Here is a 14,916-nt window from a genome sequence, read left to right on the forward strand (position 1 = left end):
ACTACAACATGACCCGCGAAGTCAAATGGCCGCACCCAGGAGAAATCCTGATGCAGGAGTGGCTCGAACCCATGGGCCTGAGCCAGTACGCGTTGGCAAAGGCCATCGATGTGCCGCCCCGGCGCATCAACGAGATCGTGAAGGGCATGCGCGGCATCACGGCGGATACGGCGCTGCGCCTTGCGGTCTTCTTTGGCACGGACGCGCAAAGCTGGCTCAACCTGCAGTCCGACTACGACCTTGCCGAAGCCCGCGATGCCATGGCGGACGTGCTGGCGCGAATCCAGCGGTTTGAGCCCACGCATCCCTGAGCGACCTCAGGACGCCCTCTGCCGTCCGCAGCATGATGCGTCTCCGGCGGTGGTTTGCCCCTGCCGCTATACTGCCCGCCCCGAATCTCGTCATCCGACAGCAGGATCCCTGGCATGCGCCTGAAAGCCCTTTTGCGTCCACTGGTGTACCTGAGCCTGGCGGGGCTGGCCGCCTGCGGCAGCAACCCGCCCAGCCCCTCGGCGGCCACGCCCGAGTCCACGCCCACCGCGCCGGGCACACCCGTGGCACCCATCAGGATCGGTCTGGCCCTGGGCGGCGGGGCCGTGAAGGGCTTTGCCCATATCGGCGTCATCAAGATGCTGGAAGCCAATGGCCTTGCGCCTGCGGTGGTGTCCGGCACCAGCGCGGGCAGCGTGGTGGGGGCGCTGTATGCGGGCGGCATGAACGCCTTCGAGCTGCAGGAAAAGGCCGTGGCGCTGGATGAGACCAGGATCCGCGACCTGCAGCTGTCCTCGGGCGGCCTGCTGGTGGGGCAGAAGCTGGAAGACTATGTGAATGAACAGGTGGGCCGCAAGCCGCTGGAGCAGCTGGCCAAGCCCTTCGTGGCCGTGTCCACGCGGCTGGAAGACGGCGAGCGCACCGTGTTCGCGCGCGGCAATACGGGGCAGGCGGTGCGTGCCTCCAGCAGCATTCCGGGTGTGTTCCAGCCCGTGGCCATCGGCAAGTTCCACTTCGTCGATGGCGGCATCACCAGCCCCGTGCCCGTGGACGCCGCGCGCCAGCTGGGCGCCGATCTGGTGATCGCCGTGGACATCTCCAACAAGGCCCGTGGCAAGGCGCCCGAGAACATGCTGGGCGCCCTGGGCCAGTCCATTGCCATCATGGGCCAGAAGCTGGGCCAGGCCGAGCTGGCCCGCGCCGACATCACCATCCGCCCCAAGGTGCTGGACATCGGCCCGGCCGACTTCACCCAGCGCGCCAGCGCCATTCTTGAAGGCGAAAAGGCCGCCGTGGCCGCCATGCCCCAGATCCGCGAGCGCATCGCCCAGCTGCAGGCCGAGCGCGCCAAGGCCGCGAAGCTGGCGCAGCAAAAGGCGGCCGAAGCCCAGCACCAGGCCTGCCTGGACCAGCGCTCGCGCATGCAGAAGCTGGCGGAGATGGCGGGGATGGACGGCGCCTGCGCCAGTCCTTGACGGGGTTCAAGGCAGGGCGAATCATGCCGGTGTCATGACGAATGAAAAGAACGGGCTTCGACTGGTGAAGCCATGCGGATCGCGGGCATGTGTAACGACATAATGCAGGCTTCCGTTCCGTGTCCTTTCTTCACTGATACAAGCCGCTGCCATGGAAATAGTGCCGCAAGCGAGCCAGTCGAACAGCGAGCCTGATGATCACGACAAGGGTTCAATACCCAATGAGGCGAAATTCTTTCAGAACACCAAACGTACTGAACGCGCCTTGCTTCAAAAAATCGAGGGTTTGAATGTTTCCGCTGATGCGAAGGCCATCCTGGCCAATCTGCTGCGCTTGTCATCGCAGGTCGGACGCCGACTGGTGCGCATCGGGCGGAAGATTCTTGATCTCATCTTTCTTACGCTAGACCAGTTCCCCACCTTGGCATTCGCCACAGCGGTTGCCTTGGTGGTCGGTGCATTGTTGAGCGCAGTACCGCTGATAGGAACATTGCTTGGAGCGTTGTTGAGCCCGCTGGCGATTGCATTGGGCATTGCCTACGGAGCCAAGAAAGAGATGGATTTTCCAGATCTGCAAGACAGGATCCGCCTGTTTGTTGCGCAATTCAAAGCGGCGCTGGCATGAAGCAAATCCATGAAATTTCCAGCGAAAATTTCACTCTGGACGGTGTGGAGCAGGTTGTTGCCGAGCCGCTGCGGTTCAAGGCAAAGTTGGCGATTGGAGAGAACGCCTATCGCTCTTTGCGAATGGTCAACCGGGGCCGTGAGCTGTGGGATGTTCTGGGGGCTGCTGGAACTGGCGCGGCAGTAGCCAAGTCGAGTCTGGTGGCTTCAACATTCTTTGCGCCATCTGGGCTATTGGGCGCAATCGGTATTGGAACCGCTGCCACACCGCTTGGGTGGGTCGCTTTTGCTGCATTGGCCTCGGGAGGCGCTTGCTATGGGCTCTATCGCATGTTTTCCAACAGCCGTGGATCTCGGGTCATTGAGATCCCCAAATTCCTGAATACGCCTCTCGATGTGCTTGCCTTGTCGTTGTTCGACCTGATTGCACCGCTTGCCCTACGAATTGCCGCTATGGGCGGAAAAATCGACCAAGAACAGCGCAGCGTGCTGGTGGAGCATTTGGTGGAAGAGTGGGGGTTTGACCCGAATTTCGTCGGTCAGGCGGTCCCGCTGCTGGAAAGCCAACTTGGACAGGGTCAGCCGCAGGACGTTGCCCAAGAGCTTGCCACCTTCCTCCACGCCAACCCGGACTGCAATCATTTGGCGATCGCTGCCGATCTGGGTGACTTTCTAAGGTCTCTGCTGGAGACGGGCAAACCACTTTCAGAGTCTGAACACACGTTGCTGAATGCCTGCATTGCCACGCTTTCGCAAGTTCCGGAGGGGGGGATGTCCAAGGCTTGGGCTCAGGCCCACCTCCGGGCCGGACAAGTTGCCGACGGCGTCGGCGGTACGCTGAGGGAAGCCAGCAAGAATTTGCCCAGCATGGAAGAGTTGCGCGATGCTGCCGACTCGACAGTTAACCAGGTCCGGCAATCTGCCCTGCGAGTGGGTACGTTGGCGAGCCAGGTTTTGCCAGAGCCCGCGCAACTGAAGGAGGCGGCAAGACGATCACTTGCGCTGGGTAAAGCAGGCGTGGACAGAATCAAAAACCGCCTTTCCCGGTAGTTGCTGTCCTTGCTGCGGTTCTACCTCTTGCCTGGACGTAGCTTGGAGGCCCTGCGCTGTTGTCAGTGCCGAGAGCGATTCATGTCCGTGGTTCATTCATACACCGGATACCGACGGCACAGCTCCGTCACCTGATCGCGCACCTGCGCCGCCACCTTGGCAAAGCGGGCGCCTTCCTGCGCATCCAGCGCATCGAGTACATCGCACAGCCAGCCGGCCAACTGCTTGCACTGCGCCTCGCCGAAGCCGCGCGTGGTGACGGCGGGCGTGCCTATGCGCAGGCCCGAGGTCACGAAGGGCGAGCGCGGGTCGTTGGGCACGGTGTTCTTGTTGGTGGTGATGTGCGCCTCGCTGAGCGCGGCGTCGGCGTCCTTGCCGGTGTAGCTGCGGTCGGACAGGTCGATCAGCATCAGGTGGTTGTCCGTGCCGCCCGAGACGATGCGGTAGCCGCGCTGCTGGATCACGGCGGCCATGGCGCGGGCGTTGGCCAGCACCTGGCGCTGGTAGGCCTTGAAGCCGGGCTGCAGCGCCTCCTTGAAGGCGACGGCCTTGGCGGCGATCACATGCATCAGCGGCCCGCCCTGCACGCCGGGGAACACGGCCGAGCTCAGGCGGCGGTTGAAGGTTTCGTCCTGTCCCTTGGACAGGATCAGGCCGCCGCGCGGGCCGCGCAGCGTCTTGTGCGTGGTGCTGGTGACCACATGCGCGTGGGGCAGGGGGCTGGGGTATTCGCCCGCAGCCACCAGGCCTGCGACATGGGCCATGTCCACCCAGAACACGGCGCCCACCTTGTCGGCAATGGCGCGCATGCGGGCCCAGTCCTTGTGGCGCGAGTAGGCAGAGAAGCCGCCTATGAGCATGCGGGGCCGGTGCTCCAGGGCGATGCGCTCCATCTCGTCGTAGTCGATCAGGCCCGTGGCGGGGTCCAGGCCGTAGGGGACGATGCGGTAGTGGCGGCCCGAGAAGTTGGACGGGTTGCCATGCGTCAGGTGGCCGCCCTGGGCCAGGTTCATGCCCATGACGGTGTCGCCGGGCTGGGCCAGCGCCAGGAACACGGCGGCATTGGCCTGGGCGCCGGCATGGGGCTGCACGTTGGCGTAGTCGCAGTCGAACAGCGCCATGGCGCGTTCCACGGCCAGGCGCTCGGCCACGTCCACGTTCTCGCAGCCGCTGTAGTAGCGCTTGCCGGGGTAGCCCTCGGCGTACTTGTTGGTGAAGACCGAGTTCTGCACCGCCATCACCAGCGGGCTGGCGTAGTTTTCGGAGGCGATGAGTTCCACATGGTCTTCCTGGCGGCGTTTCTCGCTCTGGATGGCCTTGGCCAGCTGCAGGTCGAAGTCGGCCAGGGTCAGGGATGCGTCGTACATGGGTGAGTGGTTCCTGTGTCGGGGCAAGGGCTGGGGGAATCGATGGTCATGCAGCTGCCAGCTGGCCTGCGGCGGGTGCGCCTGCCTGCGCGGCGCTGGCCGGCTCCAGCAGGCAGGCCAGGCGGGCGACGATGTCGTCGATCTGGCGCTCGTCGCAGATCAGCGGCGGCAGCAGGCGGATGGTGGATTCGCGCGTCACCGTGATCAGCAGGCGCTGCTGGGCCAGCGCGCGGCCCACCAGGTCCTGGCAGTTGCGGTTCAGCTCGATGCCCACCATCAGGCCCTGGCCGCGCACGGCCAGCACGTCGGGGTGGCCGTGCAGCGCCTGCTGCAGGCCGTTGAGCAGGCGCCGGCCCAGTTGCCTGGCGCGGCCGGGGATGTCCTCGGTCTCCATGATGTCCAGCACCGTGCAACCCACGCGGCAGGCCAGCGGGTTGCCGCCGAAGGTGGAGCCATGCTGGCCGGGCGAGATCAGGTCGGCCGCAGGCCCGCGCGCCAGGCAGGCGCCGATCGGAATGCCGTTGCCCAGGGCCTTGGCCAGGGTCATCACATCGGGGGCGATGCCCGCATGCTGGTGGCCGAACCAGGCGCCGGTGCGTCCCAGGCCGGTCTGGATCTCGTCGAGCATCAGCAGCCAGCCGTGCCGGTCGCACAGGCTGCGCAGCTGGCGCAGGTAGTCGGGGCTGGCCAGGCGGATGCCGCCTTCGCCCTGCACGGGCTCGATCAGCACGGCCACGATGTCCCCATGCTGGGCGGCGGCGTGGTGCACGGCCGCGATGTCGTCATAGGGCACGCGCACGAAGCCCGGCATCAGCGGCTCGAAGCCGCGCTGCTTGGCCGGGTTGCCCGTGGCCGACAGCGTGGCCAGCGTGCGGCCGTGAAAGCCGTTGTCCATCACCAGGATCTGCGGCCGCGCCACCTGCCTGCGGTGGCCGTGCAGGCGCGCCAGCTTGAGCGCGGCCTCGTTGGCCTCGGCGCCGGAGTTGCAGAAGAAGGCCGTCTCCATGTCGGCCAGGGCGCACAGGCGCTGGCCCAGGCGTTCCTGCCAGTCGATGCGGAACACGTTGGAGGTGTGCAGCAGCAGGCCGGCCTGCTCGGCGATCACTGCGGCGATCTCCGGGTGCGCGTGGCCCAGGGCGGTCACTGCCACACCGGCAATGGCGTCCAGGTATTCGGTGCCGTGCTCGTCCCAGAGCCGGGCTCCACGGCCACGGACGAAGGACACGGGCTGGCGGGCATAGGCCTTCATCAGGCGGGAATCAAGGGGTTGCATGGCTTTTTGCATGTCAAGGTCCTCAAGCGGGGTCAGGGTTGAATCGAAAAGGGTGGCGAGGGGGCGCTTTCAGGGCAGCGCCAGGGCGGTGGGATCAGGGCCGCCGACGGGCCAGTAGAAGCTGTCCGGCTGGGCGCGGGCGCCGAAGATGGCCTGGCCCACGCGCACCACGGTGGCGCCTTCCTCGATGGCGATCTCGAAGTCGCCGGACATGCCCATGGACAGCTCATCCAGCGAGATGCCAGCCGGCGCGCCCTGGCGCAGCTGGTCGCGCAGGCTGCGCAGCAGCACGAAGCACTGGCGCACGCGCTCGGCCTCGCTGGAGAACAGGGCCAGCGTCATCAGGCCGCGCACGCGCAGCGCACTGAAGGCGGGCAGGGCCTGGAGGAATCCCTGCACCTCGTCGGGCGGCAGGCCATACTTGCTGGCCTCGCCCGAGGTGTTGACCTGCACGAACACGTCCAGCGCCCGGCCTTCGGCCTGCAGGCGGCGGTCCAGCGCCTCGGCCACGCGCAGGTTGTCCAGCGCCTGGAACTCGCTGGCAAAGCGTGCCACGAGCTTTGCCTTGTTGGTCTGCAGGTGGCCGATGACGGACCACTGCAGATCGGCCAGGTCCTGCATGGCCTCCCATTTGCCGAAGGCTTCCTGCACCTTGTTCTCGCCCAGCATGCGGCAGCCCGCCGCGTGGGCCAGGCGCAGGCTGGACTCGGGCTTGGTCTTGCTCACGGGCAGCAGGCGCACGCTGGCCGGGTCGCGCCCCGCGCGGCGGCACGCAGCGGCCATGCGCGCCTGCACGGTGGCCAGGTTGTGCCGGAAATCGTCCACCGTCTCGGCCTGGGGGTAGCGGCCGTGCTGGTCGTGGCGCGTCAGGGTGTCGGCGGCTTGGGCGGTGCCGCCGGTGGTGTCTTGTGTCGCAAGCATGGTTTCAGCTCCTTTTGATGGCGGCATCGGCGGCGGGCACGTTGCCGGTGCCCGCCTCGCTGCGGGCGGTCCGTCGCGGCCACTGGCCGTTGAGCACGGCATGGGCCACCAGGCCGATGACCAGGCCCCAGAAGGCGCCGCCTATGCCCAGCATGGAAATGTTGGCGGCGGCGGCCAGGAAGGTGATCAGCGAGGCCTCGCGGGTTTTGGCATCGGCCAGCGCATTGGCCAGGCTGCCGCCGATGGTGCCCAGCAGCGCCAGGCCCGCCAGCGTGGTGATGAAGGTGGCCGGGAACGCCATGAACACGGCCGCCAGCGTGACGCCGAACACACCCACCAGGATGTAGAACACGCCCGCAGCGATGCCTGCGATCCAGCGCCTGGACGGCTCTTCATGCGCCTCCTTGCCCGTGCAGATGGCGGCCGTGATGGCGGCGATGTTGAAGGCGTGCGAGCCGAACGGCGCCATCAGCAGCGAGCCCAGGCCCGTGAGCGTGACGATGGGGTTGGCGCTGGTCCTGAAGCCGTCGTTGCGCAGCACCAGCATGCCGGGCATGTACTGGCCGGTCAGCGTGATCAGGAACAGCGGCAGGGCCACGCTGAGCAGGGCGTTGAGCGTGAACTCGGGCCGCGTGAACACGGGCGCCGCGAATTGCAGCTGCAGCCCGGACAGGTCCACACGGTCCTGCGCCAGCAGGAACGCCAGGCCCAGCGCCAGGATGCCGACCACCGCATAGCGCGCCGTGAGCCGCTTGAGCAGAACGTAGGCCACGATCAGCAGGCCGGCCAGCATCGGGTCCACGCTCATGCCGCCAAAGGCCTTGATGCCGAACTGCAGCAGGATGCCCGCCAGCAGGCCCGAGGCCACGCCGGGCGGAATCAGCCGGATCACGCGCTCGAACCAGCCCGACAGTCCCAGCACCACGAAGGCCGCGGCCGACACCACATAGGCGCCCACGGCCTCGGCATACGGCGTGGTGGCCAGGGCCGTCACCAGGAAGGCGGCGGCCGGCGTGGACCAGGCCGTGATGATGGGCTCGCGCGAGAGCCAGCTGAGCACCAGCCCGGTGACGCCCACGCCAATCGAAATAGACCACACCCACGAAGCCGTGAGTTCCGGGCTCAGGCCGGCCACCTTGGCGGCCTGGAACACCAGGATGAAGGTGCCGCCGTAGTTGACGATGACCGAGATCAGCCCGGCCACCACGGGGTGGATGAGGTCGCTGAAGCGAAGGGGTGAGTGTGTGTCTGATGAAGGCATGGTCTTCTCGTTTTCCTTGGGGGTTGGATTCCTGGCTGTCTGGTGAAAGGGGTATTTGAGCGCTGAAGTGGACTGAATGATCCATACACTTCGCTCTCTTGTTGCAGACCACTTTGCAATGGGTGCGCAGCATTTGCGTCAGTACAATGGCCTGCCAAAGAGGTGCAATGAGATGAAAGGCGGCAGACCGCATGAGCAAGACCTTCGAGCTTGAGACCCTGAAGATCCGCATGGGAGATGCCGACCTGCGCCAGCTGGACCTGCACCAGCGGGTGCAGCGCGCCATGCGTGCGCTGATCCTGGATGGGGCGCTGCTGCCGGGCCTGAAGCTGCCGGCCACGCGCTCGCTGGCCGACTCGCTGGGCATTGCCCGCGACACGGTGGAGAACGCCTACACCCAGCTGCACCGAGACGGCTTCATCGTGCGGCGCCAGGGATCGGGCAGCTATGTCTCCGAGACCATCGGCACCGAGCTGCGGGGCCGGGCGGCGCGGCGCGGCCGCTTGCCCGAGCACGAGCGCAGCGCCCATGCGGCCGGTGCGGCTGGTGCTGCCGGTGCTGTCGGTGCCATAAGGGCCGGTGCCGGCCTGAGCCGGCGCGGCCAGGCCATTGTTGACGGCGGCGGCATCGCCGACCAGCAGGCCATTCGGGCCTTTGCCACCGGCCTGCCCGAGACGCGCACTTTTCCCACCGATGTCTGGGAGCGGCTGCAGCGGCAGGCGCTCAAGGACTACCGGGCCAGCGTCCTGCTGCACGGCGACCCGCAGGGCGCCGAGCCGCTGCGCAAGGCCATTGCCACCTACCTCAACCTGGAGCGCGGCGCCAAGGTGGAGGCCGGGCAGATCGTGGTGCTCAGCAGCACGCGGCAGGCGCTGTTCCTGTGCGCGCAGCTGCTGGTGGATGCGGGCCGGCCCATCCTGCTGGAGAACCCGGGCTACTTCGGCGCCCGCAAGGCCTTCGAGTCGGCCGAGGCCAAGGTCCTGCCCATCGACGTGGACGCGCAAGGCATTCGCACCGACCTGCTGCACGCCGACCGCAGCGGCGCCACCTGCGTCTATGTCACGCCATCGCACCAGTACCCCACGGGCGTCACCATGCAGCTGGAGCGGCGGCTGGACCTGATCCGCTGGGCATTCGAGCGCGGGCGCTGGATCATCGAGGACGACTACGACAGCGAATTCCACTACGACGGCATGCCCACCGCCTGCGTGCAAGGCCTGGACAAGCACGCGCGCACCATCTACATCGGCACCTTCGGCAAGACCCTGTACCCGGGCCTGCGCATGGGCTACATGGCCTTGCCGCAGGAGCTGGTGCGCGCCTTTGTCCAGGCGCGCAGCATCATGGACGGGCACACGCCCCAGATCCAGCAGCTGACGCTGGCGCGCTTCATGGAGGACGGCCACTACAACTCCCACGTGCGGGCCATGCGCAAGCTGTATGCGGGGCGGCGCGAGGTCATCCTCGAATCCATAGGCAGGCACCTGGCCGGCATCGTCACCGCGCCAAGGCCCCAGGGCGGCATGCAGGTGCCCTGCCTGCTGGAGCCCGGCTGGTCCGAGGAAGACACCATCCGCCGCGCCGCCGCGGCGGGCGTGCTGCTGCAGGGGCTCAGCCGCCTGTACGCGGGCGAGCAGCGGCAGGCGGGCTGGCTGCTGGGCTATGCCTCGCTCACGGCCTACGAGATCGAGGCCGCCGTGCTGCGCCTGGCCAACGCGCTGCGAAAACCCTGACAGGTTGGGAGAAGCCGGACGCTGCATGCCTCAGTAGGGCAGGGGAAAGCGCGCGGTCAGGTCGGACACGCCTTCGTGGATGGACTTGAGCGTGCGCGCGTTCATGGTGCCGCTGCGTATGCCGCCCAGCGTGGCAAGAATCATGTCGCCGATCTCGCGGAACTCGTCGGCGCCCATGCCGCGCGTGGTGCAGGCCGCGCTGCCCACGCGGATGCCCGAGGTCACCAGCGGCCGCGCGCCATCGCCGGGCACGGCGTTCTTGTTGACCGTGATGCCGATCTGCTCCAGCGCCGTTTCGGCGGCCTTGCCCGTCAGCTCCCAGGGGCGCAGGTCGATCACGCCCAGATGGCAGTCCGTGCCTGCGGACACCACGGACAGCCCGCCCTGCGACAGCCGGTCGCACAGCACGCGGGCGTTGTCCACCACGGCCCGCGCATAGGTACGGAAGGCGGGCTTGAGCGCCTCGCCCAGCGCCACCGCCTTGGCCGCCACCACATGCATCAGCGGCCCGGACTGCAGGCCCGGAAACACGGCGGCGTCTATGCGCCTGGCGATCTCGGCGTCGGCCGAGAGGATCATGCCGCCGCGCGGCCCGCGCAGCGTCTTGTGCGTGGTGGTCGTGGTCACATGGGCGTGCTCCACGGGCGAGGGGAACACGCCCGCGGCCACCAGCCCCGCCACGTGCGCGATGTCGGCCATGAAGATAGCGCCTACCCGGTCGGCAATGCGCCGGAACTCGGCCCAGTCCATCTGCCGTGAATAGGCCGAGCCTCCGGCAATGATGAGCCTGGGCCGCTCCTTCAGCGCAATGCGCCGCACCTGGTCCATGTCGATGAGTTGGGAGCGGGCGTCCACCTCGTAGCTGATGGACTGGAACCACTTGCCCGACACGCTCACGCTGGAGCCGTGCGTCAGGTGCCCGCCCGAGCGCAGGTCCAGCCCCATGATCTTGTCGCCGGGCTCCAGGAACGCCAGGTACACGCCCTGGTTGGCCTGGCTGCCCGAGTGCGGCTGCACGTTGGCGTGCGCGCAGCCGAACAGCGCCTTGGCACGCGCAATGGCCAGGTTCTCCACGGCATCGGCATTGGCGCAGCCGCCGTAGTAGCGCACGCCGGGATAGCCCTCGGCGTATTTGTTGGTCAGCACCGAGCCCTGCGCTTCCATCACCGCACGGCTCACGAAATTTTCGGAGGCAATCAATTCAATCGAACGCGCCTGCCGTGTCCGCTCGGCCGCTATGGCGTCCCAGGCCTCGCTGTCCGCGTGTTGGAGTTCCAGGGAATTGATTCTGGGGAGCGATAAATCGTCCATGTCGCATTGGCTGTCTTGGAGGCGCTGAAGCACGGGAATCGGCAGCGCCCGGGTTATGGAAGGATTTGGAAACCAGGGCGCATCGGTAATGGGCAGTCTACAAAGTGCAGCTGCCTTGATTCCGACCATGTTTCAGCGGGTGAGCAGACCAATTAAGGTGGCATGCCAATGTAAACCGTTGAGAAAAGCGGTCTGGTTCATTGACGAAAATAGGTCTGTTTGAATCCACGCTCTCTCCATAGAATTCGCCGCCAGACGTTGAAAGTCATGAGATCCAATACCGCCACGAATCATCCGCACTCTGCAGTCGGGCAGATTGATTCAAGGTGGAATATGACAGAGTGAAGAAATCCATGACAACGTATCTGCCATCTGCAGCGTCAATTGCAGTGCCATTTGCGGCGCCATTGGTGATTGCGGCAGATGGAGAAAGTTGGGGGGAGGGAATAGGCGATTTGACTCAGATCAATCAAGTTCAATCACACGGAGTTGAAAAATGAATCTCGATATCTCTCGGACAGATGACGCCGTGCGCGATGCGCTCAAAAAGCTGTCCCTGCTCTGGAAGTCAAGAGCGGCCGTGAATCAGGACCTGCCTGATTACTGCGGCTTGGCGTTCGACCCCGCCCGGCAGGACTTCACCGCCTCGCTGCTGCCGTTTCGCGATCACCAGGCATGGGTGGAGGCGCCACAGCACCTGCGCGACCAATGCATGTCCTACGCCTGGGGCATCTACAACCTCAAGACCATCTACATCGAGTGCAACGTGGTCACGCCGGCCTGCGAGGACATCATCAAGACCCCGCCGCCCAGCGCAAACCGCGCGCTGCTGCAGGACGTCATGTCCCAGGCCCTGCTGGACGAGGCCCTGCACACCCGCATGTCCATCATGGCCTGCAACTACATCTACGAGATGCGCGGCCTGGCGCCGCTGGACTACGCGGACTTCAACCTCGTCGGCTGGCGCAACGGCGTGCTGGCGCAGTGCGGCGCGGAATGGGAACGCCGCCTGGCGCGCTTTGCCATTGCCTGCGCCAGCGAGACCCTGATCACCGACTACCTCAAGACCATGGCCGAGGACCGCAGCATCCAGCCCATCTGCCACGAGGTCACGCGCACCCACGCCGTGGACGAATGGAGCCACTCCAGCGTCTTCAGCTCGGTGGCCACCGACATCGTCCAGGGCCTGAGCAACCGCGAGCGCAGCTACCTGCGCTCCATCATCCTCAAGACCGTGCAGATGTTCGCCAACAACGAACTGGGCGCCTGGTCCACCGTCTTCACCATGGTCGGCATGCCGCATGCGCGCGACATCCTGCACGACGTGCGCGACAGCAACGAGATCGGCGTCTACACCGACTCGGTGCAAAGCCTGATCGACCGCATCGGCCTGGCGGGCCGCAACCTGGGCGGCAGCGTGGCGCTGGTGTCCTCGGTCCTCGAGGAGATGCAGGCATGAGCGCCGCCCTCCAGGCAGGCAGCATGCTCGCGCGCTGCGCCGCTGCACGGGCAGAGGCGGGCGGCGTCATGGTCTACACCCTGCGCGTGCAGGGCGCCTCGGCGCAATTCCTCGGCGGCCTGCGGCCCGGCCGGCATGTGGCCATCGAGCATGCCGACGCCAGTGGCACCATGCAGCAGCGGCTGTACTCCATCACCCGCTACGAGCCCTGCAGCGAGCACGACGGCGCCGGCCAGTTCGACATTGCCGTCAAAAGCTCGGGCCGGGGCAGCGTCTCCGACCACATGCATGCGGTGCTGCGCGCAGGCTCCACGCTGCCGCTGGGCGGCGTGGCCGGCGACATCACGGCCGACCTGGTGCTGGGCCTGGACTCCCTGGTCATGCTGGCCGGCGGCATCGGCCTGACCTTGCCGCTGGCGCTGCTGCGCGAACTGGACCGGCTGCGCCAGCAGGGCCGGCGCGTGCCCCGCACCACGCTGCTGCTGTGCTTTGCGCGCATGGCCGACATTCCGTTCCTGCAGGAGCTGCAGCAGCTGTGCGAAACGGCCCCCTGGTTCGACCTGCGTATCCACATCACGCGTGAAGACATTGCCGCCCACGGGCCCTTCGTGCCGGGCCGCCCCTCGCAGCAGTCCCTGCTGGCGCTGGGCCAGCCCCAGGCCGTCGTCATCTGTGGCGGCCACGCCTTTGCGCAGACCTTTCGCGAGCATGCGCGGGCCTGCTTTCCCGGTGCCATACAGCATATCGAGGCCTTCACGCCGCCTGCCGCATCCACCGCCCAGCCAGGCGAGACCGCGCAGGCATGCCAGCTGCAGATCGCGCACAGCGGGCAGATCGTCGAAGCCGCGTCCGGCAAAAGCCTGCTGGAGATCCTGGAAGGCGTGGGCATTGCCATCCGCAGCCAGTGCCGGGCCGGCATCTGCGGCAGCTGCCGCATCCGCATCACGGGAGGCAGTTCACGGCTGGAGGCGGACTTTTGCCTCAGCGACAGGGAAAAGGAAGCCGGCTATGCCTTGGCCTGCTGCACCTTCCCCTCGGCAGGCCATATCCACGTCGATCTCAAGCCCGGCGCCTGACGGGCTCCGCACGTTCCAAGCCACCCTCCTGTATCCACCTGAGTTCCTCCCATGAAAAAAGCCATCGCGCTGCGCCACATCCACTTCGAAGACCTGGGCACCCTGCATGCCGAGTTCGCCAGCCGCGGCTACGAAGTGCAGTACGTCGATCCCAGCATCGGCGAGCTTGACACCCTGGACCTGGGCCGTGCCGACCTGCTGGTCGTGCTGGGCGGCCCCATAGGTGCCTATGACGAGGCGCTTTATCCCTTCGTCGTCCAGGAGCTGGCGGCCGTGCGCCGCTGGCTGGACAGCGGCAAGCCGCTGCTGGGCATCTGCCTGGGCGCGCAGCTCATTGCGCGCGCGCTGGGCGCCAGGGTCTACCCGCTGGGCGTCAAGGAAATCGGCTTCTCGCCGCTCACGCTCACCGACGCCGGCCTGGCCTCGCCCCTGTCCAGGCTGGACGGCGTGCCCGTGCTCCATTGGCATGGCGACCAGTTCGACATTCCCGAAGGCGCCGTGCACCTGGCCGGCACCGCCATCGGCGCCAACCAGGCCTTCGCAGTCGGACCGCAGGTGCTGGGCCTGCAATTCCATCTGGAGGCCGACGCGGCCCGGCTGGAGCGCTGGCTGGTCGGCCATGCCTGTGAGCTCGGCATGGCCAAGGTGGACCCGCGCACCCTGCGTGCCGATGCCCAGAAATACGGCGGCCTGCTGGCGCTGGCCGCGCGCGATGTGCTGGCCGCCTGGCTGACCAACCTGGAGCGCAGCCGCTGAACCTGCGGCGCCGCCCATTCACCCATTTCCCCCACGCCGGAGCCGCCGCTGCGCGGCGCCGGAATCTCTGTTCCCGAAAAAAGGAGAGTTGAAGATGGTTGTCGTACTGTTCGAACTGCAGGCCTTGCCCGGCCAGAACCAGACCTATGTGGACCTGGTCAACAAGCTCACCCCCATGCTCAAGCCCATGGAGGGGTTCATCTCCGTGGAATGCTTCCAGAGCACGCTCAACCCCGAGAAAGTCATGTCCGTCACCACCTGGCGCGACGAGGAAGCCGTCGTCCAGTGGCGTAACGTGGAAGCCCACCTCAGCGCCCAGCGCGCCGGCCGCGACAAGATCTTCAAGGACTACCGCGTGCGCGTCACCCAGGTGCTGCGCGACTATGGTCTGAATGACCGCGCGCAGGCGCCTGCGGACAGCATCATGGGCAAGGCCGGCAGCTGCCCGGTCAGCCACGCCTGAGCGCTGGCGGTGCCGCAAAGGCCCGGCTGGTCCCCCATGCCGGAGCGCGATGCACGCCATCGAAAGATGCCGGCAGTGACTACGCTGCCGGCGCCAGGCCGGAAAAAAAGCCCGCTGAATGCTCAGAGGGCTTTTTTTTCGGACGGCACAGATTCC

General features: G+C 66.5%; 15 protein-coding genes. 10 read left to right on the top strand and 5 right to left on the bottom strand.

Features of this window, described 5'->3' with window-relative positions; genetic code table 11:
* Nucleotides 1–8: 8 nt before the first annotated feature.
* From AC5I49_RS04130 to AC5I49_RS04145, 4 genes are all read left to right on the top strand, one after another.
* The gene (locus AC5I49_RS04130; RefSeq protein WP_043791964.1) at nt 9–311 is read left to right on the top strand and encodes a HigA family addiction module antitoxin; all 303 of its coding nucleotides are present in this window, start codon (nt 9–11) and stop codon (nt 309–311) included.
* A 114-nt stretch (nt 312–425) separates the two neighbouring features.
* On the top strand, nt 426–1,466 hold the full coding sequence (locus AC5I49_RS04135; RefSeq protein WP_495788874.1) for a patatin-like phospholipase family protein: 1,041 nt from the start codon (nt 426–428) through the stop codon (nt 1,464–1,466).
* 151 nt (nt 1,467–1,617) lie between these two features.
* Complete coding sequence (locus AC5I49_RS04140; RefSeq protein WP_050042469.1) at nt 1,618–2,091, top strand: hypothetical protein; 474 nt, start codon at nt 1,618–1,620, stop codon at nt 2,089–2,091.
* A complete protein-coding gene (locus tag AC5I49_RS04145; protein ID WP_203399398.1) occupies nt 2,088–3,140 on the top strand; it encodes a hypothetical protein in 1,053 nt (350 codons plus the stop codon). Before AC5I49_RS04140 ends, AC5I49_RS04145 begins: the two co-directional genes overlap by 4 nt.
* Before the next feature lie 92 nt (nt 3,141–3,232).
* Here the strand turns inward: AC5I49_RS04145 and glyA are convergent, their stop codons facing one another.
* From glyA to AC5I49_RS04165, 4 genes are read right to left on the bottom strand one after another with little or no spacing between them, the layout of a single operon-like run.
* A complete protein-coding gene (gene glyA / locus AC5I49_RS04150; RefSeq protein WP_212645799.1) occupies nt 3,233–4,507 on the bottom strand; it encodes a serine hydroxymethyltransferase in 1,275 nt (424 codons plus the stop codon).
* A gap of 46 nt (nt 4,508–4,553) precedes the next feature.
* Nucleotides 4,554–5,792, bottom strand: coding sequence for an aspartate aminotransferase family protein (locus AC5I49_RS04155; RefSeq protein WP_016446017.1), 1,239 nt, complete (start codon nt 5,790–5,792; stop codon nt 4,554–4,556).
* A gap of 57 nt (nt 5,793–5,849) precedes the next feature.
* Nucleotides 5,850–6,701: a YggS family pyridoxal phosphate-dependent enzyme gene (locus tag AC5I49_RS04160; RefSeq protein ID WP_016446018.1), complete on the bottom strand. Its 852-nt coding sequence runs from the start codon at nt 6,699–6,701 to the stop codon at nt 5,850–5,852.
* 4 nt (nt 6,702–6,705) lie between these two features.
* Nucleotides 6,706–7,962: a benzoate/H(+) symporter BenE family transporter gene (locus tag AC5I49_RS04165; RefSeq protein ID WP_074922171.1), complete on the bottom strand. Its 1,257-nt coding sequence runs from the start codon at nt 7,960–7,962 to the stop codon at nt 6,706–6,708.
* Nucleotides 7,963–8,153: 191 nt separating this feature from the next.
* Here AC5I49_RS04165 and pdxR point away from each other — a divergent pair, with 191 nt between their 5' ends.
* Nucleotides 8,154–9,695 carry a MocR-like pyridoxine biosynthesis transcription factor PdxR gene (gene pdxR, locus AC5I49_RS04170; RefSeq protein WP_495788875.1) on the top strand — a complete coding sequence of 514 codons (1,542 nt, stop codon included), beginning with the start codon at nt 8,154–8,156 and terminating at the stop codon, nt 9,693–9,695.
* A 30-nt stretch (nt 9,696–9,725) separates the two neighbouring features.
* On the opposite strand, the gene AC5I49_RS04175 is transcribed toward pdxR, so the two are convergent.
* The gene (locus AC5I49_RS04175; RefSeq protein ID WP_191625561.1) at nt 9,726–11,006 is read right to left on the bottom strand and encodes a serine hydroxymethyltransferase; all 1,281 of its coding nucleotides are present in this window, start codon (nt 11,004–11,006) and stop codon (nt 9,726–9,728) included.
* 353 nt (nt 11,007–11,359) lie between these two features.
* Between AC5I49_RS04175 and AC5I49_RS04180 the strand changes: the two genes are divergently transcribed.
* The 5 genes from AC5I49_RS04180 to AC5I49_RS04200 all read left to right on the top strand — a co-directional run bounded on the left by AC5I49_RS04180 (nt 11,360) and on the right by AC5I49_RS04200 (nt 14,760).
* Nucleotides 11,360–11,506 (top strand): hypothetical protein, encoded by a 147-nt coding sequence (locus AC5I49_RS04180; RefSeq protein ID WP_495788876.1) that lies wholly within the window; start codon nt 11,360–11,362, stop codon nt 11,504–11,506.
* Nucleotides 11,503–12,465 (top strand): AurF N-oxygenase family protein, encoded by a 963-nt coding sequence (locus tag AC5I49_RS04185; RefSeq protein WP_495788877.1) that lies wholly within the window; start codon nt 11,503–11,505, stop codon nt 12,463–12,465. Before AC5I49_RS04180 ends, AC5I49_RS04185 begins: the two co-directional genes overlap by 4 nt.
* Complete coding sequence (locus tag AC5I49_RS04190; RefSeq protein ID WP_061288733.1) at nt 12,462–13,541, top strand: 2Fe-2S iron-sulfur cluster-binding protein; 1,080 nt, start codon at nt 12,462–12,464, stop codon at nt 13,539–13,541. Before AC5I49_RS04185 ends, AC5I49_RS04190 begins: the two co-directional genes overlap by 4 nt.
* A gap of 51 nt (nt 13,542–13,592) precedes the next feature.
* Nucleotides 13,593–14,297: a glutamine amidotransferase gene (locus AC5I49_RS04195; RefSeq protein ID WP_495788878.1), complete on the top strand. Its 705-nt coding sequence runs from the start codon at nt 13,593–13,595 to the stop codon at nt 14,295–14,297.
* 94 nt (nt 14,298–14,391) lie between these two features.
* On the top strand, nt 14,392–14,760 hold the full coding sequence (locus AC5I49_RS04200; RefSeq protein ID WP_012205544.1) for an antibiotic biosynthesis monooxygenase family protein: 369 nt from the start codon (nt 14,392–14,394) through the stop codon (nt 14,758–14,760).
* Nucleotides 14,761–14,916: the final 156 nt, after the last annotated feature.

It is taken from the genome of Delftia sp. (assembly GCF_059499305.1).